Raw genomic sequence first — 22,705 nt, forward strand, 5'->3', positions numbered from 1 at the left:
ATCGTTGTTTTACTACATTATAAGTTTTTAAACACACACCAAAATATATAAAAATCATACGCTATCACATACCCTTATCCATGCCCTATTTAGGCAACTACTAAAAGTTACTTTCGCCTGTTTGCAAGGCTTTAATCTGGCTATTCCTACTGTCTTACCAACCATTTTTTAGACATATAGGATCCCAACAAGCATTCGAAGGATAAGTTGATCTATCAGGCTAAACCCAAAGCGCGCATTACGCACTTTGGGGAAAATAAAAAAACGTTTTCCTATTGCAGCTACTGTACAATAACAACTCCTACTTCCTTCCATTAGCCTGTAAGAACTTAATACACTCCTGACAGCCAAATTGTTTTGCCAGATCTAAAGGAGTTTCTCCATTATTATCTTCTTGGTTTACAGTAGCCCCTTTGTCAACTAAAGCCTCAATACAAGATAGATGGCCTTCGGCTGCTGCTAAATGTAAAGGAGCATACCCGTCATTATCTTTTAGGTCTACATTTGCTCCTCCTTCAATCAAAGCCTCAATACAAGTTGCATGGCCACAGAATGCTGCCCAATGTAAAGCAGACCTTCTCTTATCATCTCTTAAGTTTACATCCGCTCCTCCTTCAATCAAAGCCTCAATACAAGTTGCATGGCCATTCCTTGCTGCCCAATGTAAAAGAGCATACCCATCATTATCTTCTTGGTTTACAGTAGCCCCTTTGTCAACTAAAGCCTCAATACAAGTTGCATGGCCATTCCTTGCTGCCCAATGTAAAGGAGCATACCCGTCACTATCTTCTTGGTTTACATTAGCCCCTTTATCAACTAAAGCCTTAACACAAGATAGATGGCCATTCCTTGCTGCCCAATGTAAGGGAGCATACCCGTCACTATCTTCTTGGTTTACATTAGCCCCTTTATCAACTAAAGCCTCAATACAAGTTGCATGGCCACAGGATGCTGCCAAATGTAAAGGAATATTCCCATTATCATCTTCTTGGTTTACATTAGCCCCTTTGTCAACTAAAGCCTTAACACAAGATAGATGGCCATTCCTTGCTGCCCAATGTAAAGGAGCATACCCGTCATCATCTTTTAGGTTTACATCAGGGTTTCCTGCAAGTAAAGCCTCAATACAAGTTGCATGGCCACAAGATGCTGCCCAATGTAAAGGAGCATACCCGTCATCATCTTTTAGGTTTACATCAGGGTTTCCTGCAAGTAAAGCCTCAATACAAACTACACAACCTTTAGCTGCCGCCTCATATAGGGTCCTACATAGAAGTTGCTGTTGGCAGTTGTTAGTTGCTGCTGTCACAGTTCCTCCCCCTACTGTTGCTGCTGTTTTTATTGGTTGTTGTGTTGCCACTGGTACAATTTTCCTTGTTTTTACTACTATTCCTGTTGTTGCTTCACTTCCTGGTTTTGATGCTGGTTTTGATGCTGGTTTTGTTGCTGGTTGTGGTCCTATTTCTTTTTGTCCTTTTTTACTCCTAGGTTTTGTATTACAATCCGCTGCTAACATGGTTGTAGCAAAAAGCAACAAAGGCGCAATGCCCTGCTTTCTATTTTTATTTAACATATACTTAATCTGAATTGTATACAAATAAAAAATTATAGTGTATTAAATAAATTAGTGTATCAAATAAATTTTAACTTTTAAACGATTATTATATAGTTTTATATATATATATAGTATATATAAAAAAATAAAATATTTAAATACTTTAGGGAAAATAACAAAAAAATGCATTGCCATCCACTTAGGGTTAAAACAGCTACGGATCATGCCTCGGCCCCCTTCTTTAATTAATTTTTTAATACAAGCTAGATTGCCCTAGGATGCTGCCGTATGTAAAGGATTAGTTTGTTGTACTCGCTTAATATTAGTTGTCCTTGAAGCATTGCCTATTTATTTGTTTATCAGAATAATAGTGATTAAATTCTTATTAGTTAATAACCATTTTTTGAGTTGTTTTGTATAAAAATCTTGCAAAATAGGGATGCAATCAAAGAAAATATATAGTAATTGTGATAGGTTATTTGAGCAACGCTTATCTAGTTTTCTTAACCCTAAACACAGCTTTATTCCAGTTAGCTGATTCGATTCCTTGGCAATACATGGAATCAGATTTAGACTGCTATTTTAGCTATGGTCCTGGCCAGCCTCCTTTACCTATTCGTTAATTGTAGGTCTACGCATTATCAAAGGCCGTTGCCTCTATCTACAGGCTTTAACCTCCTAATTCGTCAGAAGGCAAGCCTTTCACTCTTTCGTCCCCCTTTCTCTATTGCTAACTAGTATCGGAATATTAACCGATTAACCGATTATCCATCGCCTACGCCGTTCGGCTTCAATTTAGGGCCCAACTAACCCACGGATGACAAACATCGCCGTGGAAACCTTAGTCTTTCGGTGTAATGGTTTCTCACCATTATTCTGGCTACTTATGCCTACATTTTCTTTTCTAATAAATCCACTAAGAATCACTTATTTAGCTTCAGCTTCATTAGAATGCTCTCCTACCCCTTACTACCTAATAGCAAGGCCACAGCTTCGGTAACATACTTTATGCCTGTTCATTATTGACGCCCTGTTGTTCGATCAGTGAGCTGTTACGCACTCTTCACATGAAAAGCTGTTTTTCTTAACAGTTGTGATCCAAGTGTTATCCATGATGCTATATTAAAAACATATACTAAACAATCAGCAATATAAATGGAATGTTCTATTTTTTTTCCTTTACTTTGGCATAAATAAGACGATATATTATTTCATTTTGAGTTAATTATATTTAATTACAAAGTTTTTCCTACTAGATCTTTTTGGGTTTCAGACAGGGTATTACCACGATTAGCTATTAAAACAATTTTGTTCTCATTGCTAAAGTAGACCAACGGTTGGTTTGGGTAGCTATGGGAAAATTGGATCTACCAATGAGCATTTATGCAGGAATTATAAAACCAATAAGCTCTATTGTAAGTTTGGTGAAAAGCGGTAATAGAATAGAAGTATATTTTAGGGGAATCATATTCAATGCCTTGGTTTAGATTGGATAGGGTATGCATATTAGAAATTTTGATTTTTTTTAGATATTTTATAGATTATAATTTATTTTATTTCCTATTCAAATTCAAATGACTTATATAAACTAATTATACCCTTTATACTTAATTAGTATGGGTTTATAGTATAGTTGAAGATTATAAGCGATATGCTATGAGGATAAGTTATGTAGTATACTTATATAATGATACTTTATAAAGAGTTGCACAAAAGAAAAAAGCGCTACTAAGTTATTAGGCAATAGATCTATTGAAGCTTAGGATGTGATTTAGTTTACCGCTTTAGGCAAACTACTGAGGCTATTTGTGAACTACCAATTAAATTTTTTATCATGCAATTATTGCATTTTTATTTAACGCTATTGTTAACCATTTTTTCATTTATCGCTTGCCAAGTGAATAAGCAAGACATGCTGCCTAATGAGCAGCAAAAAGCGTGTTCCAGTAAGAATCAAATAGGTAGTGAAAAAAATTTACTAGACCTTCCTAATGAGCTATTAACAAAGTATATTATATCTAGATTGCCTGATGAAGTAGTAAAAACATTAATACAGATTAATAATTGGCGTCTTATAGCATGTGCAGTAGAATCTTTAAAGCTCAAGTACAACAATACTATAAATTCTTATCTAATTACTAAAGAAAATTTTAACAGAGACAAAGATTTTATTATACGTATTGGTATAAAACATGTTCGTTTTGTTTATTCAGATTATGAATGGCAACTCTCTGTATTAAGTTCACCGGGACGGAGTGATACATTCAAGGATCTAGTTCTTGAAGATTTCTTGCTTTCGTTAATCTGTATTGAAACATTAGAAAGGATTACAATTGATCAAACTAAATTTAGTTTTACTGAACTCATCCTAAAACCTAACCATGGAATCAACGATAAAATATTGCATATGTTATTCAAGAAACTGGATGATACGGCTAAAAATAGCTTAAAGACGCTTAGAATATTTGGCCCCCAACTTAGTAGTCTTAATTCAATACCTGAGTTGCCAAGCCTAAAATTGTTTATTATGGAGAATAATAGATTAAATATTAAAGATTTTACTGGGTTTCCTGTTTTGTTAAAACTAAAAAGGCTATTCTTTTGCAATAACCAGCTTGCAACTGTTTCTGGGTTTCCTAATTTAACTATGTTAAGAGAACTTGACCTTAGCAACAACCGGCTTACCAATATTATTGGATTACCTAGTTTGCCAGAACTAGAAAGCCTGAATATTAAGAACAATCAACTTGAAACTGTAATTGGGTTACCTTCCTTGCTAAACCTAAGGATACTTCATCTTAGTAATAACAGCATTAAAGGAATTATTCAGTTATCTAACGTACCAGAGCTAAAAAAACTCTATCTTAAAAACAACCAACTTTCAGATGTTACTGAGTTGGATCTGTCTAGCTTACCGGAGGGGCTAAAAAGACTTTGTCTTGGAAATAACCAGCTTACTGAAGACGACTTGCAGCTGGTCCCACGCTCATCTAAGTTATCAAAGCTAAAAAATTTCATTTCTTGGAATAAACAATCTACAAGTTCTACTGATTCTACAAGTTCTTAAAAACGTACGATTCTGCCGATTTAGTTTCTCTCATACATTAAAAGAAAGGTGGATTGCTTTATGCTATGAGGATAAGTTATGTAGTATACTTATATAATGATACTTTATAAAGAGTTGCACAAAAGAAAAAAGCACACTAAGTTATTAGGCAATAGATCTATTGAAGCTTAGGATGTGATTTAGTTTACCGCTTTGGGCAAACTACTGAGGCTATTTGTGAACTACCAATTAAATTTTTTATCATGCAATTATTGCATTTTTATTTAACGCTATTGTTAACCATTTTTTCACTTATCGCTTGCCAAGTGAATAAGCAAGACATGCTGCCTAATGAGCAGCAAAAAGCGTGTTCCAGTAAGAATCAAATAGGTAGTGAAAAAATTTACTAGACCTTCCTAATGAGCTATTAACAAAATATATTATATCTAGATTGCCTGATGAAGTAGTAGAAACATTAATACAGATTAATAATTGGCGTTTTATAGCATGTGCAGTAGAATCTTTAAAGCTCAGGTACAACAATACTATAAATCCTTATCTAATTACCATTAGAAATTTTTCGGTAAAAAATTTTTTTGTTGACTTAAGTGGGGTAGAACACGTTTGTTTCGATTGCCTGGACTGCCTTAATAGCGAACGTGGAGCGTTTCTACTTGCATTAGCGAACATCAACATTAAAAAAAATTATGATTGATCAAAAGCCTTTTCGAAGGCCTTTTACTGATTTAATTATTGAAGGTAAGGTTAAGGTTAATAAAGATACGTTGCGTATATTGTTCCAGAAACTGGACGATGGGGTTATTTATAGCTTAAAATACCTTTGTATCAGCGGTAACCAACTTACAAGTATTGAAATTCCTAGCTTGCCAAAATTAGAAAATCTCAATCTTAGTTTTAATCAACTTAGAAGTGTTAATGGACTCCTTAGTTTATCAAGGCTAATAGAGCTAAATATTGGTGATAATCAACTTACAAGTATTGAAATTCCTAGCTTGTAGCTTGCCAAAATTAAAAAAGCTAAAGCTTGATTATAACCAACTTAAAAGTATTGAGCGGATCTTTGATTTACCAGAGCTAATAGAGCTAGATCTTAGTGGTAACCAACTTACGAGTATTGAAGGACTCCCTAACTTACCAAAACTAAAGAAGCTAAATCTTAATGATAACCAACTGATAAGTGTTGAAGAGCTTTCTCGTTTACAAAAGCTAGAACATCTTAATCTTGATAATAATCAGCTTATAAGTATTGAAGGGCTTTCTCGTTTACAAAAACTGGCAAAGATAACGCTTAGGAATAATCAACTTACAGATATTACTGAGCTCTTTTGTTTACCAAATCTAAGAATCTCTATTAAAGAAGCAACACTATTAACTTAAGAGACAATCCTATTAACTTAACAATGAGAAAAAATATATGTATTTTCACAACGATGACCTAGCTTTATTTATCAAGTAGAAAGTAGATAAATATTAACAATTTAGAAGATCCATTAAGTAGTAATTAAACTGATATATACGGATAAGTGTATGGTTAACAAGGAATTCCTTTTACGTATTAAAAGTAGCCTTCGAGGGCATAGAATAGCACACATACCACAGTAAAAAATTTTTTCTGAAAATAAATTTTTATTTTTATAACTAAAGCTAAAGTATAAAACACTAATTCTAAGCGTAGATTAAGTAGTTTAGGTAACTTTAAATACTTAAAAATTTTTAATAGATTAGTAGCCCTGCAACACTACATGTAATGATGGATCCCTTTAAAAAAAACCGTGTTACCAAGGCGCAAGAAGCTGTTTTGTTGCCGGATGCGTTAGATGTGAAACACCTTTCCCTCTATTTACAATGGTATGAGGCAATGGTATTGATACGCAAGTTTGAAGATAAAGCAGCACAGCTCTATGGACAACAAAAAATTAGCGGTTTTTGTCATCTTTATAATGGACAGGAAGCTTGTATAGTAGGAGCAGTTTCTGCCTTATGTAAAGGCGACAAGTATATTACCGCTTACCGGGATCATGCCCATCCACTTGCATTGGGAACAGATCCTAAATACATAATGGCAGAGCTCTATGGAAAGGCTACGGGTATCGCTAAGGGGCAAGGGGGATCTATGCACCTATTTGATAAAGCATGCCATTTTTTAGGTGGTCATGGTATTGTTGGGGGACAAGTTCCTTTGGGTATAGGGATCGCATTTGCAGAAAAATATAAAAAAACAGAAAATTTATGCATCACTTTTATGGGTGATGGTGCAGTACGCCAAGGTGTGGTGCATGAAGCTTTTAATTTAGCAATGCTTTACCATTTGCCTGTTATTTTTGTGATTGAAAACAATGGATATGCCATGGGTACTTCGGTAGAAAGAAGTAGCAATGTAATAGATCTGTATAAACTAGGACAATCTTATGACATGGATGCAACAAGCGTTAATGGATTGTGTATAAAAGAAGTATACCATGCTGTACAAAAAGCTGCGCGGAAGGCTAGAAAAGGAGTCCCAGGTTTACTGGAATTTGTAACCTATCGTTACAAAGGGCATTCTATGTCTGATCCAGCAACTTATCGCTCTAAAGATGAGGTGGCGACCTATAAGGCAGAGGATCCTATTCTAAAATTGAAACAATTTGTATTAGAAAATGGGATGATTACAGAAAGAGAGCTAAAAGCTATAGATCATAAAATTAAGGATAAAATTAATGAGGCAGTTGCTTTTGCAGAAAGTTCCCCTTGGCCGGATCCGGTTTCTGTTTATGATTATGTGTATAAACAAAAAGATTACCCCTTTCTCCCCTATTAATTAAAGTAATGAAACTAGTAGATATCAATAGTGTCCCCAGGGCTACGTCAGCAAAAGAGCTTTCCCAATCGGAAAAGGCACTTCAGCTGGCTATAAAACGTAAAAAACGCAGCTATTATTGTATAGGTTGCCTTTTAGTGCTTGTTCCTATTATGGTATACATATGGGATTTGTATCAAAGCAAAAAAGATTTGCAAGCGAAAAAGGAGGCTGCTCAGGCAATTTGTTTTTTTGAATCTGCGAACTTTGCTAAAGCGTTGGAAGGAGAGGGTGCGCATAAAGGGTTTCTAAGCATAATTGAATTATACCCCTTTACATCAACGGCTTGCCTTATGCATTTTTATGCAGGGATCTCCTACATGCATCAGAAGCAATATGACCAAGCCATTGCCTCTTTGAAAAAATTTTCTTCTAAAGATTTTATTGTACAAGCCCGTGCCTATGCGGTTATAGCGGACGCATATAGTGAGCAAAGAAAATACAAACAAGCAGCCATTTATTATAAGCAAGCAGCAAACTACAAACCAAATAGTGTCTATACACCGCATTATTTGGTTAAAGCAGCTAATGCTTTTGAAGAAGTTGCTCAATATAAGGAAGCATATGATTGCTACAATACAATTGAAGAAAAATATCCAAATGCGCAATTGAATCGAGAGGGGTTAGTCGCTCGGGAAAAAGGCCGGCTATCCATGTTGCTGTCAAACTGATTACATACCGTATGGTACGCCATCCCATGCCTAAACATTGGGTCATCCGTTATCCGAAGGAAAATGAAAAAATAATTCTATTAGAAAAAGAAATTGGGGTACCTACCCCTCTTTCAACTATTTTAGTTGATAGGTCAATAGAAACATTTGATTCAGCTAAACAGTTCTTCCGTCCTTCTCTGGAGGCGTTACACGATCCTTTTTTAATGTTAGGGATGGGACGTGCCGTAGCACGTTTGATGCAAGCGCTCTATCGCAGCGAACAAATATTAATTTATGGTGACTATGACGTAGATGGTACAACCGCTGTGGCCATGGTTTATCTTTTCTTACAGCAATTTTCTGGATCTAACATAAGGTATTATGTTCCAGACCGTATGTTAGAAGGATATGGCGTCTCCTTACAAGCTATAGAACAAGCCTATCAAAATGGTGTTAAACTGATTCTTACGTTGGATTGTGGCATAAAGGCTTACGAAGCTATAGCAAGCGCCGTTGCATTAGGAATAGACGTAATAGTTTGTGATCATCATGAGGTGGGTGATTCTTTACCTTTGGCCTATGCGATTCTAAACCCAAAGCAGGGCGATTGTACGTATCCTTTTAAAGAACTATCGGGCTGTGGTATTGCTTTTAAATTCGTACAAGCATGCTGTAAGTATAATGGATGGAAGTATGAAACAGTTTACCCTTACTTAGATTTGGTAGCTATCAGTACAGCTTGTGATATGGTTCCATTAGTGGATGAAAATAGAATTTTAACCTACCATGGCATTAAACAATTAGCGCAAAACGCTCGTCCAGCACTACAAGCGCTCATGGAGGTAGCTTCTTTGGCTGGTAATGTTACAATGGAGGATCTCTTGTTTAAGATAGGACCACGCGTTAATGTGGCTGGACGCATTGGCCATGCTTCCTTGGTGGTACAGCTGCTTGTGGAAAAAGATATCAAACAAGCTAGAACGCTGGCACAAGTTATCAATCAACAAAACCTCTTGCGAAGAGAGCTGGACCATACCATTACACAGGAAGCATTGTCACTTATAGCAAAAAATACAAAATTAAGGAAAAGCAATGTGCTCTTTAATCCAGACTGGCATAAAGGTATTATTGGGATTGTGGCTTCACGTTGTATCGAACAACACCATAAACCTACCATTGTCTTAACGCTTTCCAATGGCAAAGCTACTGGATCCGCTCGCTCAGTGCCTGGCTATAATATATATGAAGCCATTGCTTCCTGTAGCGCGCTACTATGCCAATATGGTGGCCATGCTTTTGCAGCAGGTCTTACGCTACCATTAGAAAATATTTCTGATTTCCAGGAAATGTTTGAGGAAGTGGTAGCAGATACTATAGCGGATCATTTGTTAATCCCACGGCAATCCATTCATGCGTTACTTTCCTTTCAAGATATTACGCAAAAATTTGTTAACATATTGATGCAGATGGCTCCTTTCGGTTTGGGAAATCCTATGCCTGTATTTGTTAGCAACCATGTTTATGCTAGCAGCTATAGCTTGCTTAAGGGGCAACATCTTAAGCTGCAACTCTATCAATTGGGTTGTAAACAACACTATACAGCTATTGGTTTTGGACTAGCAGCTTATGAGTCATTGGTGGCAAGTGGGAATCCTTTTTCTATAGCCTATACAATAGCTTATAACTATTTTCTTGGTAATAAATCCTTACAACTTATTATAAAAGATTTTAAAGAAACGGTTTAGTTTATAGCTTTGATACAAATTACACAATTACAAAAGGGGAAAAAGGTATTTTTTATATCAGATTTACATTTGCCGCTCCAAATGAGCAGTAAAACAAGCAATAGCTGTCGAGAAGACAAGGTCATAGCGTGGTTAAATTATATACAGCCGCAAGCAGAAGCTTTATTTCTATTAGGTGACATTTTTGATTTTTGGTTTGAATATAAATACCTTATCCCAAAAGGTGCTTTGCGATTTCAAGCAAAACTTTTATCATTTTGTGAAGAAAAAATTCCTGTTTATTTTTTTTTAGGGAATCATGACTATTGGGCTAAGGATTATTTAATGCACGTAAGTGGCGTACAGATTTTTCGAGCGCCACTATCTGTTTGTATGTGCAATAAGCGTTTTTTAATCGGACATGGTGATACCATCAATCCTACCCGTTCTTATTCCTTATTGTTGAAATTGTACCACAATGCTTTACTACAGCATCTGGCAAAGTTATTACCAGCCGATTGGTTATACGGTATGGTGGATTACTATTGCTTAAAAAAAAATAATCGTAAAAAAGCTTGGGATTTAGGACAAGAGGATCGTATATTACACTACTGCAAAACGGAAATAGAGCCTTCTATGCACCATGATTTTTATATATTCGGCCATATGCATACACCTTGCATAAAAGCAATAAACCATACAAGTTACTATTGCAATCTGGGTGATTGGATTACACACTATACGTATGGTTGTTTTGATGGATTGGCGTTTTCGTTACTTAAATTTTAAAACGTAATTTTATGGTCCGGCTTAGCAAGGTATTTTAGTTTTAGCCATTATGAAAGCTTTTTATTTGTTAATCTGTTTAGATAGGGTATATGGGAATCCGTAGTTATTTTTATAAAGACATTGCTGTTGATTTAGGAACAGCTAATACATTGATTATACAAGACGATAAAATTGTTGTTGATGAGCCCTCTATTATTGCTGTAGACAAGAGCAGTAATAAAATGATAGCTGTAGGGAAGGTAGCCATGCAGATGCATGAAAAGACACATGATACCATTAAAACCATTAGACCGCTTAAAGATGGTGTGATTGCAGATTATCATGCAGCAGAGCTAATGATTCAAGGTATGATTAAGATGCTACATAAAAAAAAGTTTAATTTTTTTACCCCTTTTTTTAATAAAATTATTATCTGTATTCCATCTGGGACAACCGATGTAGAAAAAAGAGCTGTTAGGGATTCTGCTGCCCATACAGGTGGTAAGGAAGTTTATATGATTTATGAACCTATTGCAGCAGCTATAGGCATAGGGATTAATATTGCGGATCCTATTGGCTGTATGATAGTTGATATTGGGGGAGGTACAACGGAAATCGCTATTATCTCTTTGGCTGGCATTGCTTGTGACCAATCCATCAAAATAGCAGGGCATGCTTTTAATAAGGATATTTTGGACTATATGCGCAAGCAGCATAGTTTGCTTATTGGAGAGCGTACGGCAGAACAAATTAAAATTACAGTAGGAGCGGTTTGGACTGATTTAAAGAATCCACCCGCCGATTATTCGGTCCATGGTAAAGATTTAATGACAGGTATCCCCAAAACCGTAACAGTAAATTATAGAGAAATAACTGCTTCTTTGGAAGAATCAGCTGTTAAAATTGATAATGCCGTACTCAAGGCATTGGAAATGGTACCACCTGAATTGGCTTCTGATATTTATAAAAATGGCATTCATTTAACAGGAGGTGGTGCTTTATTACGTGGCCTGAATAAACGTTTACATAGTCTCACCAATCTCCCTGTACATATTGCAGAAGACCCTTTACAGGCAGTAGTACGTGGGACAGGTATCGCATTAAAAAATATAGAGGCTTATCGAAGTGTACTAATGAGCTAGAGAATAGCTGATATTTAAATAAAAAAGATTATTACTTAGTAGCATACGATTGCTGATCAGCTTATATTATGATATAAAATGATAGGGAACTTGCTTTTAAAAAAATGGACAAGTGTAAAGAAAAAGAGAAAAGTTTCTAGAGTTAGAAAGCCTTTTTAAAAAATTTCATTAAAGAGGCTAATTGCTTTTCAGAATTTTACTTTTTTGTAAAGAGTGGAGGTGCTGTATAATGATTAAAGGGAGAAAAAGAACGTTCCTCTTAAAGAAGAAAGGGCCCTTTTCCCCCTTGTTTGCTATATATTAGAAGTTCTATACATTACAGATGTATACAGCCATTATATTTAACCTCTAGTTCCCAACCCCAATTGCTGCTGCTCTTTTTTATGGAATAAATTTATCTTTTTAAATACTTTATCTACATAACCACTTATTTTTTTAGCAATTTTTAATGGAAGATTAGGCTTATTAAGCATTTTTTGCACTGCTTCTTCTGTCGCTTCTACTCCCATTTCCGTTAGCCCTTGCCTTTTCATTTCCTCTCCCGCTATCATTTTCATTTCCTCTTTCATGTTAGCTTCCCTTTCCTCTCTATTTTTCCTTGCCATCCTTGCCTCTTGCGCTTTTTTTTTCGCTATACATAATTGTTTTACAGTTCCACGTGCCGCTTCCAGTGCCTTTTCCGCTGCATTTACTCTTTCTATTCTTTTTTCCAAATCCTCTCTCGCCTCCCTTCCTATTTTCTCTGTCTCTTCCTTTTCCTCTCTCATTTCTGCTATCCTTCTTTCATGTATACTTCTTCTCTTTCCATTAACTTGCATTATCTCTTTTAGCATTTTTATTATTTCCCATTCCTTATTCCTTTCCGCTTTAACTTTCATTATCTCTTCTAACATTTTCATGTTTATTTCCCATGCCTTCTTCGGTTTATCTTCCGCTATCATTGCTAGTAATGGTGCTATTAACATTTCCGATTGCGCTTGCTTTAATTGTGCCGCTTTATTTCTCTCTATAACCTCTGCATCCTTTATCTGCCTGGTTAATGGGAATACAACCTTTCGAATGTTAGTATGCTTCCTAGAATTAACACTAGAATTAACAGCTGAATATGATTGTTGCTGGGATTGATTCTGGCATCCAGTCACAGCTACTGCAACCAAACAAAGTGAAGATTTTGATATTATATTTCTTCTACTTAACTTATACTTATGCATGTGTTTAATTCAATTTATAGATTAACATATGTAATTAACAATGAAGGAGGGTACTTACTATTTTGCATACCATTCTTTAGTGTCAAGGCTAAGTTTGTATGGTTTTGCTCAAATAGTAAATACCTCCTTTTCCTTCCTCCGCTATCGCGTACGGCATGGTGCAAATATATGTAAAATTAGGGCTGTATCAAAGTTTATTTAATGAATAACAAATAAAATGTTTATTGAAATACTTTGTAAAAGTAGGTTATCTATCCACATAGATAATCTAATTTATAGCTGTTAATGAGTTTCTATACTGGAATTGCGGTACGAAATAATTCAATGAATAAAGAAAACTAGTAGTTTGTTACTGTTGTTGTGTTTCCACCTGTAAGCCTCTCTCATAGCAGTGGCATCTATTGCGCTTTAATATGTTTTTTATGGTAGCTCTATGTTACTGCCTTTTTCTACATGTTTTGAAGCTAAGCAGCAAGTATGGCGTATAAAGTCTTGACGCTTTAATTAAGGAGGAGCCGATACGTGCTTTGGTTTTGGTTTTGGCTTTATAAAGTGAGCTTATCTATTCTTACGGTTCTTTCTGGTACCCTATACATCTAAACAATAGTTGGTAAGGCAGCAAGAATAGCTAGATTAAAGCCTTGTAAACAGTCGAAGCTAACTTCTTTTATCTGTCTAAATAGGGCATGGATAAAGGTTAATAACCCAATGTTGCGTTCTCTTAATGCCTTTATACGAAAAGGGCGCATAGCGTATTATTTTTGGGGGATATCTTTATTCCTATCTGTGCTTATAATTAAGCAAATACAACAAACTAATCTTTTTACATACGGCAGCATCCTAGGCCAATCTAGTTTGTATTAAAAAATTAATTAAAGAAGGGGCCGAGGCATGATCCGTGGCTGTTTTAACCCCAAGTGGATGGCAATGCATTTTTTTGCTACTTTCCCTAAAGTATTTAAATCTTTTATTTTATTTTTTTATAAACTTGGAAAGTTATCATAGCTATATATACAATCGTTTAAAAATTAAACCTTATTTAATACACTACAATTTTTTATTTGTATATGAATCAGATTAAGCACATGCTAAATATAGAAAGCAGGGCATTGTGCCTTTGTTGTTTCTTGCTACAATCATGTTAACAGCGGATTGTAATGAAAAACTTAGAAATAAAACAAGACAAGAAGAGATAGCTCTATTGGGTTCTATTGATTAGGGGACTTCCAGCAATCGTTTTGTATACCCTACAATTTCAATCTGAGAAAATCGTATGACTCAAATAAACCTATTCAATAATAATACTTCAGGGAAGACTATCTAAAGGCATTATGGAGCAAACGGCATCCGCATATTACCAAATCCTGGTATAGAAATTGGGATAATTTAGTACTATTCTTGGCATATCCTGAAGCTATCCATGGAAAGACCCTCAAAGGAGTCTGTGGGGTATATTTTCTACTAGCGTTTAGTGGAAGTACTTATAGAAGGAATAGAGCGGTCTATAGCAACCGGTTGACTGTAATCCACCCCCTCTACTTCGAATCCAAATAGCCTGTAGAAGGCCTGTTTATAACCTGTCAAGTCTGTAAGAAGTAATAAATTTTCATCATTGACTTCAGACCATCTTTGGGCAACTGCTTGTTGTACGTCTTCACGCATTTCCCAATCATCCATGCGAATGAATCCTTCTGAATCTGCTATTGGCCGCTCACCATTTTTATATAGGTGATCCACATATAACCTATATATTTGCTCCATACATTCCTCATGCAGTTGCTTTTCTTTCATTACCTTGTAAAGCAAAGAAACATACAGTGGTATAGCGGGTATGGCTGCACTAGCCTGTGTAACCAAAGCCTTATTAAAAGAAATCAAGGCGCTCCCCTGGAGTACCTCTAGCCGCTGTTGTATTACTTGGCTGGTTGCTTCCAAATGCTTTTTCGCTTGACCAATGCTCCCTTCTCTGTAAATGGGATAGGTTAAGGCAGAACCATAGTAGGAATAAGCTATGGTTTGTACCCCTTTAGCCAAAAGATTAGCTTGCAACAATGCTTCTATCCATAGCATCCAATCTTCTCCCCCCATCACAGCAATGGTATCGGCTACTTCTTGATCGCTTGCAGGCTCAATAGTTACTTCTTCAAGCCGATTATGCATTACGTCAATGGTTTTAGTAGTATAAGGTTGTCCAATGGGTTTTAAAACAGAATTGAAGCAGAGGCCTGTTTTAGGATGTATACGGCGGGGAGAAGCCAAACTATAAACCACTAAATCTATTCCTCCTTGCCAATCCTGCTCTATTAACGCAAGAACCCGTTGCTTGGTAGCATCTGAATAAGCATCCCCATTAATGCTTTTGGCATACAATCCAACCTTGTGTGCTTCCTCTTCAAAAGCAACCGTATTATACCACCCTGCAGAAGCGGTTCGATGGAGCGCAGCAGATCCCTCCCGTTCAAAAAAGACAGCTATCGTTTGTGCTTGTGAACCAAAGGTAGCTGCTATCCTACTGGCTAGCCCAAAACCTGTAGAACCACCTATAATAAGTACTTTTCTAGGGCCGTAAGCAATCGCAGGCCGCTGTGTAACATATTGAATAGAAGTCTGTACCTGCTTGACACAACCTACTGGATGGGCAGTCGTACATATATAACCACGTACTTTGGGATGTATAAGCGTATGCATAATTTTAAAAATCCTATAAGCTACTTAGAAAATGAATGGCTTTTTACTATTTTATCATCGCCTGATTGCTCAGATTCTGATGGATCTGTGGTAACAGATGAACTATTTATAGATGCAGTAGAGAGAGACGCTGGTTTTTCGTTTGCCTTTTTGCCCATTTTACATTTCCCATCAAAATAGGCCCCCTCCTCAAATACCAACTTATTAGCAATAATATCACCCCATACAACCGCGGTCGTTTTTAATACAAGTAATTCCACAACTTCTATTCTTCCTCTCACTTCCCCCCCAATTTCAGCATGGTAAGCTACAATATTACCCTGTAACTGGGCTGTATGACTTAAAACTACCTTTGCTTCTGTTTGAATACTACCAGTTATTTTACCTTCTATGCGCAAATTGCCTGTCGTATGTATGTTACCCTCTAGATGTGATCCCTGCCCTATAATATTACCAATGGTTACAGGACCTGTATTTTTTATTTTATTATTATTAAACATGATTTTAAAAATTATAAAAATCTTCCGGATTGAGTGCTGCGCTTTCATACCAAAGCTCAAAATGTAAATGCGGATTGGTCGAGAGCTCTCCAGAGTTCCCCATCAGTGCAATTATATCCCCTACCTTAATTAAATTACCAACTTTTTTAAACAAAACAGCACAATGTTTGTAAATAGAAACTAAATTATTGAAATGTTGAATGACGATAATCCATCCTGAATCAACGGACCAATCAGAGAAGATTACTATCCCAGCGGCTACTGCTTTAATGGGATCTTTCTCTTTAGCCACAATATCTACGCCATAATGCCCATTCTTCATATTGAATGGAGCTGAAATCATTCCATTCATAGGTGGTATAAGTAGGGAATCTTGCATAGCTGTGGTTGAGGTATGCTGTGCGAAAGGTGGTAACGTCCCTTTTTTTTTCGGGGAGATGATTGCGGGTGCGTTAAGGATAGTAGGCCTGGTAGGAAGAGTAGATGGAACAGAAGAAGCGGGTGGCTGCAAAGGCAAACTGGATGGAACAGGATTGCCCTTTATGATTTGTTGTAGCGTTTCAATAAATACCGACTGTGTATGGATTTGCTTTTCTAAAGTTTCTACGGTATCCAACAGTGTAAGAATTTTCTTTTTGTTTTCTTTTTCTAGGTAAGTAGGATTCACCCATTTAGCTAAAACCGTCTTAGCAAGCCATAAACTACAACCAAAACTTGCGAAAAAAAAAGAAAAAACAAAAATAATCAGGGTTGCACCGCTAAAAGGAGTGGTTGCATATTCTGCAAAGTTCTCAATATTTCGAATAACCAACTGATAACGACGTTCGAAACCATCTAACCACTTTTTATAGGTACGCAATTGATCGATTTTTTGATTAAAATTAGAAATAAACCACGCTATGGTTTTGCTATTTGGAATGGAAAGCAAACAACCAATAATATAGTTATATATCTTTTTAATTTCAAGCAACCAATGAGGAAAAAAGCCACAGACTAACGCTATAACCAAGTAAAGTGGGCAGTATTGGATTCGAACCAACGACCTTTCCGATGTCAACGGAATGCTCTAAACCAACTGAGCTAACCACCCTACCTATGACGAGGCGCTTGCTATTGTATACCATTGTTGTGCGCATGGGGGGACTCGAACCCCCACACCAGCAGGCACCACCCCCTCAAGATGGCGTGTATACCTATTTCACCACATGCGCAGCAATTTGACTTTGCTTAAGGGGAACTTTTTGTACAATTGTATCTTCCCTTTATGGCCCTTTATGTATACGCACCACTGCCGCTTAGTAGCATGGCAAAATCTCAACCTTGCAGTAAAAGGTAATACAAAAAATAGTACAGCACAAACCTACCTGCAAAAGTATGAATTTACTGAACTTTTTCAACAATAATTAGCAACGTTTTATTTGTTAGGAAAAGAAACATGCCCCGTTAGAAATGAGATTAAATAAAAAACGTTATATATTTACTTGCAGAAACCATGGTCCCTAGGCCATAGGTGCGTAATAAAGAAACCCATGTATGCAAAAATATATCCCCAATTGCTTATCTATTGTAAATTTGATAAGCGGCACAATAGGTATGTTGTTCGTGGCAGAGGATCGTTTGGTAGCTGCTGCGTATGCCATTTTTATCGGGGCTTTGTTTGATTTTTTAGATGGTGCTACAGCAAAACTACTTTCTGCGCAATCTTCTATGGGAAAACAGTTAGATTCATTAGCGGATCTTATTACGTTTGGTCTGCTCCCTGCTGGCATTATGTATAAGCTTATAAGGCAGTATACAGGATTGCTTCCGCTTTCGCATACTGCTCTGTTGATTGTTATTTGCACAGCACTTAGGCTGTCCAAATTTAATGTAGATTATAGGCAAACAGATCAGTTTATAGGACTTCCTACACCGGCTAATGCACTCTTAATAGCCACGCTACCCATTCTATTGACCCAACCCACCTATCCCTGCTTGATAGCCTTACTTACGAATCCTTTTGTTTTGCCCCTGTTGAGCATGCTACTCTCCTTTCTATTGGTATCTCATACGCCCTTTATAGCCTTTAAATTCAAGGGGCTTTCCTTTCAATCCAATAGCACACGCTACTATTTGTTAGGCATAGGGTTGGTTTTTGTGCTTGCTATGCAGATAAAAGGGATTTTTTTCGCTATCTGGTTTTATATATTTTCCTCTCTATACCGTCATGTACGTCATTAAATGAAGCAATGGCGGAATTATATTCATTCATAAACATATGCAAAAAAAGAGAATGCTAACAGGAGATCGCCCAACGGGACCGCTGCATTTGGGACATTATATTGGTTCTCTACAAAATAGAGTAAAACTGCAAGAAACATATGAGCAATACGTTATGATTGCAGATGGGCAAGCTTTAACCGATCATTTTATGCATCCCAAAGAGATAGCCAAGCATGTTGTGGAACTCGCTAAAGATTATCTTAGCATAGGTATTAATCCAGCGCAAACTACCATTTTAGTCCAATCTCAAATACCAGAAATTGCAGAACTAACGTTGTACTATCTTAATTTGGTTAGTGTAAGCAAACTAGAACGAAATCCTACTGTGAAATACGAGATAGCACAAAAGGGATATACGAGCAATATCCCTGCAGGATTTTTATGCTATCCTGTTAACCAGGCAGCAGATATTACTCTATTTCAAGCAGAATATGTACCAGGTGGATCAGATCAGTTACCAATGATTGAACAAACCAACGCAATTGTTAAACGCTTTAATAAGCTATACAATACCCATATATTAAAGGAGTGTCAAATCATTTTAAGCCATATGCCTAGACTAGTTGGTATAGATGGCAAAGCTAAGGCCAGTAAGTCATTAGGGAATGCGATCTCTCTTTCAGATAGGCCTGAAGTTATTAAGCAGAAAGTGTTTCAAATGTATACGGATCCTAAGCATGGTAAAGTAAGCGATCCCGGCTGTATAGAAGGGAATGTGGTATTTGCTTATTTAGATGCCTTCCATCCCGATAAGGAAACCGTTGAGGCATTAAAGTGCCATTACAGTAAGGGTGGGTTAGGAGATGTAACCCTCAAAAATATGTTGAATGATCACTTGCAATGCTTATTGGCACCCATTAGAGAGAAAAGGGAAACGCTATCTACGCATGCAATAAGAGAAATGCTATATGATGGAAACCAAAGAGCAAGACAGCTGGCCAGCGTAACCATGGGAATGGTCCGAGATGCTATGGGTATCTACCAATAAGCATATACAGCTACCCTTATTTCGCCCTATTGTTTAACTGTACCAACCTATCATGTATGAATGGGTTGCGTAAACCAACAATAGGAAACTCCTGATAGCTTCTTTTGAAGCGTATGCTTTCCTTTGCGTTTATGTTCAACTAGTTTTTCCAAAAGACCTATGCTGCTGCTGAAAATAATCCAAAGCTTCTATTAGATGTTTTTTTTTGAAAGTGGGCCAGAATAAATCTGTAAAATAAAGCTCTGAGTAAGCACATTTCCAAGGCAGAAAATTACTCATCCGCTTTTTTCCCCCTGTACGTATTAAGAGATCAACATCTGGTAAGTCTCCAGTATATAAATACTTCTCGTATAAGTCTGGCGTAATTTTAGCACGGTAAACCTGTATAAATTCCGTAAACTTATGGAAGCAAGTATTGTGTTGAAGTTCTTTACTTAAAAATTCATCCACTGCTTTACTTAAAAAGTCGTTAACCATCGCTTCAGAGGCAGCTACTGTTTCTGCTCTTCCACCGTAATTAATAGCAGCTGTAAAATGCAACCCATCGTTATATTTTGTGGCTTCTATTGCCTCTTCTAACTTAGACCAGCAGGAATGCGGAATCGCCGTTGTATCGCCTACCACACGAAATTTAATATTATGCGCTAAGAAACGATCTAAATTTTCAGCTATCCCTTTTGCAATAATTTTGAAAATGGTACTTACCTCTTGGGGGGGACGACCCCAGTTTTCAGTAGAAAAAGCATAAAGTGTTAGGTAGGCTATTCCTTGTTCCAAACACCCAGTGATGGTTTCTTCTACAGCTTGTTTTGCATTTGCATGACCGTAAGACCTCTCTCCTGTTTGTGCTTTGCCCCATCTGCCATTGCCATCCATGATAATGGCTATATGCATTGGTTTCTTTTGAAGTTTAGGTAAATTCATTGAATTATGTCCATTTAACAAAAGGCTTATATACGCCTAATCAACCCATACACTGTGCGGTTCCCCCTCACATACAAAAAGCTGATCTTTCCAATTTATTATTTTTGATTAAAGATAGTTAAATTAATGCATGCTTATTCAAATTTTGAAATAATGCTATTATTTTTTTTATGGGGCATGCAATTTGTGTAGAGGAGGTAGTCAATGCTGGAGGGAGCTTTCAATAGTATCTATTAAGGAAGCAAAAGATTCCTCATGTAAACAATTTACGCGTATTACAGGGCAAAAGGGAAGCCTGAGCGCTTGGTCGTAAGCCCATTGAATGGCATTAAATCGCTCTTTATTCATTTGATCAAACGAATCTTTTTTACTACGAGCTTGACTGCGCAACTGGAAAGTATTAAAATCTATCTCACAATAAATACATGAATGAGGTACCAAACTAGAAAAAGAGCGATGGATACTTAACAATAATTCCCAATATTGCGGTTGATGGGTTAATTGGTAGGCGATGGTAGAAAAAATAAATCGATCAAAAATAATAACATCTGTCTTCTTTTCCCCTCCTAACGCTTCCTTATAAATAAGCTCATTTCGTGCTGCTAAAAAAAGAAAAAACTCTGTAATAGGGTGTGCTGCTTGCTTTTTAAGGGTTAGGATGGTATCCCAGATGATGCGTCCATTGGGACTTCCCTTTGGGTCATGCAACAACTTTACCTGGTAAGCCCGCTTGGTTAAAGCAGCTTGTATGCGGTGCGCTAAGGTTGTCTTACCAGAGTAATCGATCCCTTCCATAACTAACACAAAGGGTTTAGCCCGTACATTAGAGTTATTTTTTGTATGATCTTTTATAAATGACATAACATCTAATAGTTATTAATAGTTATTTTTGTAAAGGTAAGCATACATGCGCTATAGATTTGAAAAATCTAACTATCTTACGAAAAACAAAACAGAGGTATAGTATAATAAATGATCAAAATTGGGGTTACATCCGTTGAACAAATGATAGATGCGATTCAAGATTTTTTTTCCTTATCAGATCCAAATGTACGCAATGTACTCCTGGGGACTATTCTCTTAAGTACGAGTAGCTCCATGATTGGGACCCTTGCGTTTTTAAAAAGAAAAACATTAATTAATGATGCAATGGCTCATGCTGCATTACCTGGTATTTGCCTTGCTTTTCTTATAACAGGCGAAAAACATACCCATTGGTTAATGGTAGGTGCTTTCATCACAAGCTGGTTAGCATCTATAGTGATCCATAAAATTACAACTCATTCAAAAATAAAGCAAGATACGGCTATTGCGCTTGTCTCATCTGTAGCTTTTGGTTTAGGGAACTTCTTGCTCTCTATTTTACAGCACAGCAGTCGATCGAACCAAGGGGGGCTCAAATTATTTCTATTGGGAAGTGCAGCAACCTTATTGAAGGAAGATATTTTTTTACTGTTTCTGCTTAGCCTACTCATTATAGTAGTGCTGCTGTTTTGTTTAAAACGCTTTGTTATCATTGCATTCGATAGTCTTTTCGCGAAATCCATAGGCATTCCTGTTAAGCAAATGGATTACTTGTTTACAAGTTTATTGGTTTTAGCCATTATCATTGGTATACAGGCAGTAGGGATTGTATTGATGAGCGCTATGCTTATTACGCCAGCCGCTACAGCTCGATTTTGGACGTCTAATGTAAATTATATTATATTATTCTCTGTTTTAATTTCTCTTTTTGCTTCCCTTGTAGGAACCTGTATTTCTTACATGTATGCTTCCATGCCGACTGGTCCTTGGATTGTGCTTATGCTGTCTCTGTTGGCTTACGGCTCTTTCTTTTTCTCCTGGTACTATCGTATGTTTAAAAAAAATAAATAACCAGCTGTATATGATTCCACTTAGGCTTCCCTCTTTTGCTTATAGAACAAAGCAAGCGCTAAGTAAAACGTATATTTTAGATCTTATAAAAGACAAATATGTATTATTAACGCCAGAGGAGTGGGTCCGGCAACATATTTTGTACTATTTAATTAGACATTTAGGTTACCCCAAAGGTTTATTTTGTTTAGAACGAAAGATTCAAAAAATTACAACAAAATATAGGCCGGATGTTGTATTTTTTGATAAATACGGAATGGCTAAAATGATTATAGAATGTAAGGCTCCCTATGTTAAGATTACAGAGACAATACTATATCAGGTCATACAGTATAATCGGCAACTTCCTGTAAATGTTATAGTAGTGACCAATGGGTTAACACACTTTTGCTGGCAATTTAAGAAAGAAAGGGGTCAATTTGAAGCAATCCATTGTATCCCAACCTATCAAACACGCTTATGAGAGAAAAGGCTATAGGATTGCTTTGGTAGTGTTTTGTCTATGCATT

General features: G+C 36.5%; 21 protein-coding genes, 2 tRNA genes and 1 other annotated feature. Of the genes, 13 read left to right on the plus strand and 10 right to left on the minus strand.

Annotated features, from left to right (window positions below; translation table 11 throughout):
* Positions 1–301: 301 nt before the first annotated feature.
* Positions 302–1,573 carry an ankyrin repeat domain-containing protein gene (locus tag DK880_RS02990; RefSeq protein WP_109997335.1) on the minus strand — a complete coding sequence of 424 codons (1,272 nt, stop codon included), beginning with the start codon at positions 1,571–1,573 and terminating at the stop codon, positions 302–304.
* Between the two features lie 498 nt (positions 1,574–2,071).
* Positions 2,072–2,429: a sequence feature (23S ribosomal RNA rRNA prediction is too short), on the minus strand.
* 960 nt (positions 2,430–3,389) lie between these two features.
* Here DK880_RS02990 and DK880_RS03000 point away from each other — a divergent pair.
* The 9 genes from DK880_RS03000 to mreB all read left to right on the plus strand — a co-directional run bounded on the left by DK880_RS03000 (position 3,390) and on the right by mreB (position 11,748).
* Entirely contained in the window at positions 3,390–4,622 is a 1,233-nt protein-coding gene (locus DK880_RS03000; RefSeq protein WP_109997336.1) for a leucine-rich repeat domain-containing protein, read from the plus strand.
* A gap of 242 nt (positions 4,623–4,864) precedes the next feature.
* Positions 4,865–5,011, plus strand: coding sequence for a hypothetical protein (locus DK880_RS05225; protein WP_162534144.1), 147 nt, complete (start codon positions 4,865–4,867; stop codon positions 5,009–5,011).
* A gap of 297 nt (positions 5,012–5,308) precedes the next feature.
* Positions 5,309–5,620 (plus strand): leucine-rich repeat domain-containing protein, encoded by a 312-nt coding sequence (locus DK880_RS03010; protein ID WP_109997338.1) that lies wholly within the window; start codon positions 5,309–5,311, stop codon positions 5,618–5,620.
* Between the two features lies 1 nt (position 5,621).
* Positions 5,622–5,999 carry a leucine-rich repeat domain-containing protein gene (locus DK880_RS03015; RefSeq protein WP_162534145.1) on the plus strand — a complete coding sequence of 126 codons (378 nt, stop codon included), beginning with the start codon at positions 5,622–5,624 and terminating at the stop codon, positions 5,997–5,999.
* 373 nt (positions 6,000–6,372) lie between these two features.
* Positions 6,373–7,422 (plus strand): pyruvate dehydrogenase (acetyl-transferring) E1 component subunit alpha, encoded by a 1,050-nt coding sequence (gene pdhA / locus DK880_RS03020; RefSeq protein ID WP_109997340.1) that lies wholly within the window; start codon positions 6,373–6,375, stop codon positions 7,420–7,422.
* 8 nt (positions 7,423–7,430) lie between these two features.
* Positions 7,431–8,132 carry a tetratricopeptide repeat protein gene (locus DK880_RS03025; RefSeq protein WP_109997341.1) on the plus strand — a complete coding sequence of 234 codons (702 nt, stop codon included), beginning with the start codon at positions 7,431–7,433 and terminating at the stop codon, positions 8,130–8,132.
* 11 nt (positions 8,133–8,143) lie between these two features.
* Positions 8,144–9,859 carry a single-stranded-DNA-specific exonuclease RecJ gene (recJ, locus tag DK880_RS03030; RefSeq protein WP_239302503.1) on the plus strand — a complete coding sequence of 572 codons (1,716 nt, stop codon included), beginning with the start codon at positions 8,144–8,146 and terminating at the stop codon, positions 9,857–9,859.
* Between the two features lie 9 nt (positions 9,860–9,868).
* Positions 9,869–10,627: a UDP-2,3-diacylglucosamine diphosphatase gene (locus tag DK880_RS03035; protein WP_109997343.1), complete on the plus strand. Its 759-nt coding sequence runs from the start codon at positions 9,869–9,871 to the stop codon at positions 10,625–10,627.
* A gap of 89 nt (positions 10,628–10,716) precedes the next feature.
* A complete protein-coding gene (gene mreB, locus DK880_RS03040) occupies positions 10,717–11,748 on the plus strand; it encodes a rod shape-determining protein (protein ID WP_109997344.1) in 1,032 nt (343 codons plus the stop codon).
* A gap of 341 nt (positions 11,749–12,089) precedes the next feature.
* Here the strand turns inward: mreB and DK880_RS03045 are convergent, their stop codons facing one another.
* From DK880_RS03045 to DK880_RS03070, 7 genes are all read right to left on the minus strand, one after another.
* Positions 12,090–12,905 carry a hypothetical protein gene (locus tag DK880_RS03045; protein ID WP_162534146.1) on the minus strand — a complete coding sequence of 272 codons (816 nt, stop codon included), beginning with the start codon at positions 12,903–12,905 and terminating at the stop codon, positions 12,090–12,092.
* A gap of 650 nt (positions 12,906–13,555) precedes the next feature.
* Positions 13,556–13,708, minus strand: coding sequence for a hypothetical protein (locus DK880_RS05460; protein WP_204082246.1), 153 nt, complete (start codon positions 13,706–13,708; stop codon positions 13,556–13,558).
* A gap of 712 nt (positions 13,709–14,420) precedes the next feature.
* Positions 14,421–15,647 (minus strand): enoyl-ACP reductase FabV, encoded by a 1,227-nt coding sequence (gene fabV / locus DK880_RS03050; RefSeq protein ID WP_109997346.1) that lies wholly within the window; start codon positions 15,645–15,647, stop codon positions 14,421–14,423.
* A 20-nt stretch (positions 15,648–15,667) separates the two neighbouring features.
* The gene (locus DK880_RS03055; protein WP_109997709.1) at positions 15,668–16,147 is read right to left on the minus strand and encodes a bactofilin family protein; all 480 of its coding nucleotides are present in this window, start codon (positions 16,145–16,147) and stop codon (positions 15,668–15,670) included.
* Positions 16,148–16,151: 4 nt separating this feature from the next.
* The gene (locus tag DK880_RS03060; RefSeq protein ID WP_204082247.1) at positions 16,152–17,075 is read right to left on the minus strand and encodes a M23 family metallopeptidase; all 924 of its coding nucleotides are present in this window, start codon (positions 17,073–17,075) and stop codon (positions 16,152–16,154) included.
* Positions 17,076–17,162: 87 nt separating this feature from the next.
* Positions 17,163–17,237: transfer RNA gene (locus DK880_RS03065), tRNA-Val, on the minus strand.
* Between the two features lie 39 nt (positions 17,238–17,276).
* A tRNA-Leu gene (locus DK880_RS03070) sits at positions 17,277–17,358 on the minus strand.
* A gap of 322 nt (positions 17,359–17,680) precedes the next feature.
* Here DK880_RS03070 and pssA point away from each other — a divergent pair.
* Together pssA and trpS are read left to right on the plus strand one after the other, a co-directional pair.
* A complete protein-coding gene (gene pssA, locus DK880_RS03080) occupies positions 17,681–18,367 on the plus strand; it encodes a CDP-diacylglycerol--serine O-phosphatidyltransferase (protein ID WP_109997349.1) in 687 nt (228 codons plus the stop codon).
* A 37-nt stretch (positions 18,368–18,404) separates the two neighbouring features.
* Positions 18,405–19,397 (plus strand): tryptophan--tRNA ligase, encoded by a 993-nt coding sequence (gene trpS, locus DK880_RS03085; RefSeq protein WP_109997350.1) that lies wholly within the window; start codon positions 18,405–18,407, stop codon positions 19,395–19,397.
* A 135-nt stretch (positions 19,398–19,532) separates the two neighbouring features.
* Here trpS and uppS read toward each other — a convergent pair whose 3' ends face one another.
* Together uppS and tmk are read right to left on the minus strand one after the other, a co-directional pair.
* Positions 19,533–20,321 (minus strand): polyprenyl diphosphate synthase, encoded by a 789-nt coding sequence (gene uppS / locus DK880_RS03090; protein ID WP_109997351.1) that lies wholly within the window; start codon positions 20,319–20,321, stop codon positions 19,533–19,535.
* 201 nt (positions 20,322–20,522) lie between these two features.
* Positions 20,523–21,182: a dTMP kinase gene (tmk, locus tag DK880_RS03095; RefSeq protein WP_109997352.1), complete on the minus strand. Its 660-nt coding sequence runs from the start codon at positions 21,180–21,182 to the stop codon at positions 20,523–20,525.
* 111 nt (positions 21,183–21,293) lie between these two features.
* On the opposite strand from tmk, the gene DK880_RS03100 reads away from it, so the two are divergent.
* Positions 21,294–22,196, plus strand: a complete 903-nt coding sequence (locus tag DK880_RS03100; RefSeq protein WP_109997353.1) for a metal ABC transporter permease — start codon at positions 21,294–21,296, stop codon at positions 22,194–22,196.
* A gap of 10 nt (positions 22,197–22,206) precedes the next feature.
* Positions 22,207–22,659, plus strand: coding sequence for a type I restriction enzyme HsdR N-terminal domain-containing protein (locus DK880_RS03105; protein ID WP_162534148.1), 453 nt, complete (start codon positions 22,207–22,209; stop codon positions 22,657–22,659).
* Positions 22,660–22,705 lie beyond the last annotated feature (46 nt).

The organism is Candidatus Cardinium hertigii, from assembly GCF_003176915.1.
GTDB classification, from domain to species: domain Bacteria; phylum Bacteroidota; class Bacteroidia; order Cytophagales; family Amoebophilaceae; genus Cardinium; species Cardinium hertigii_A.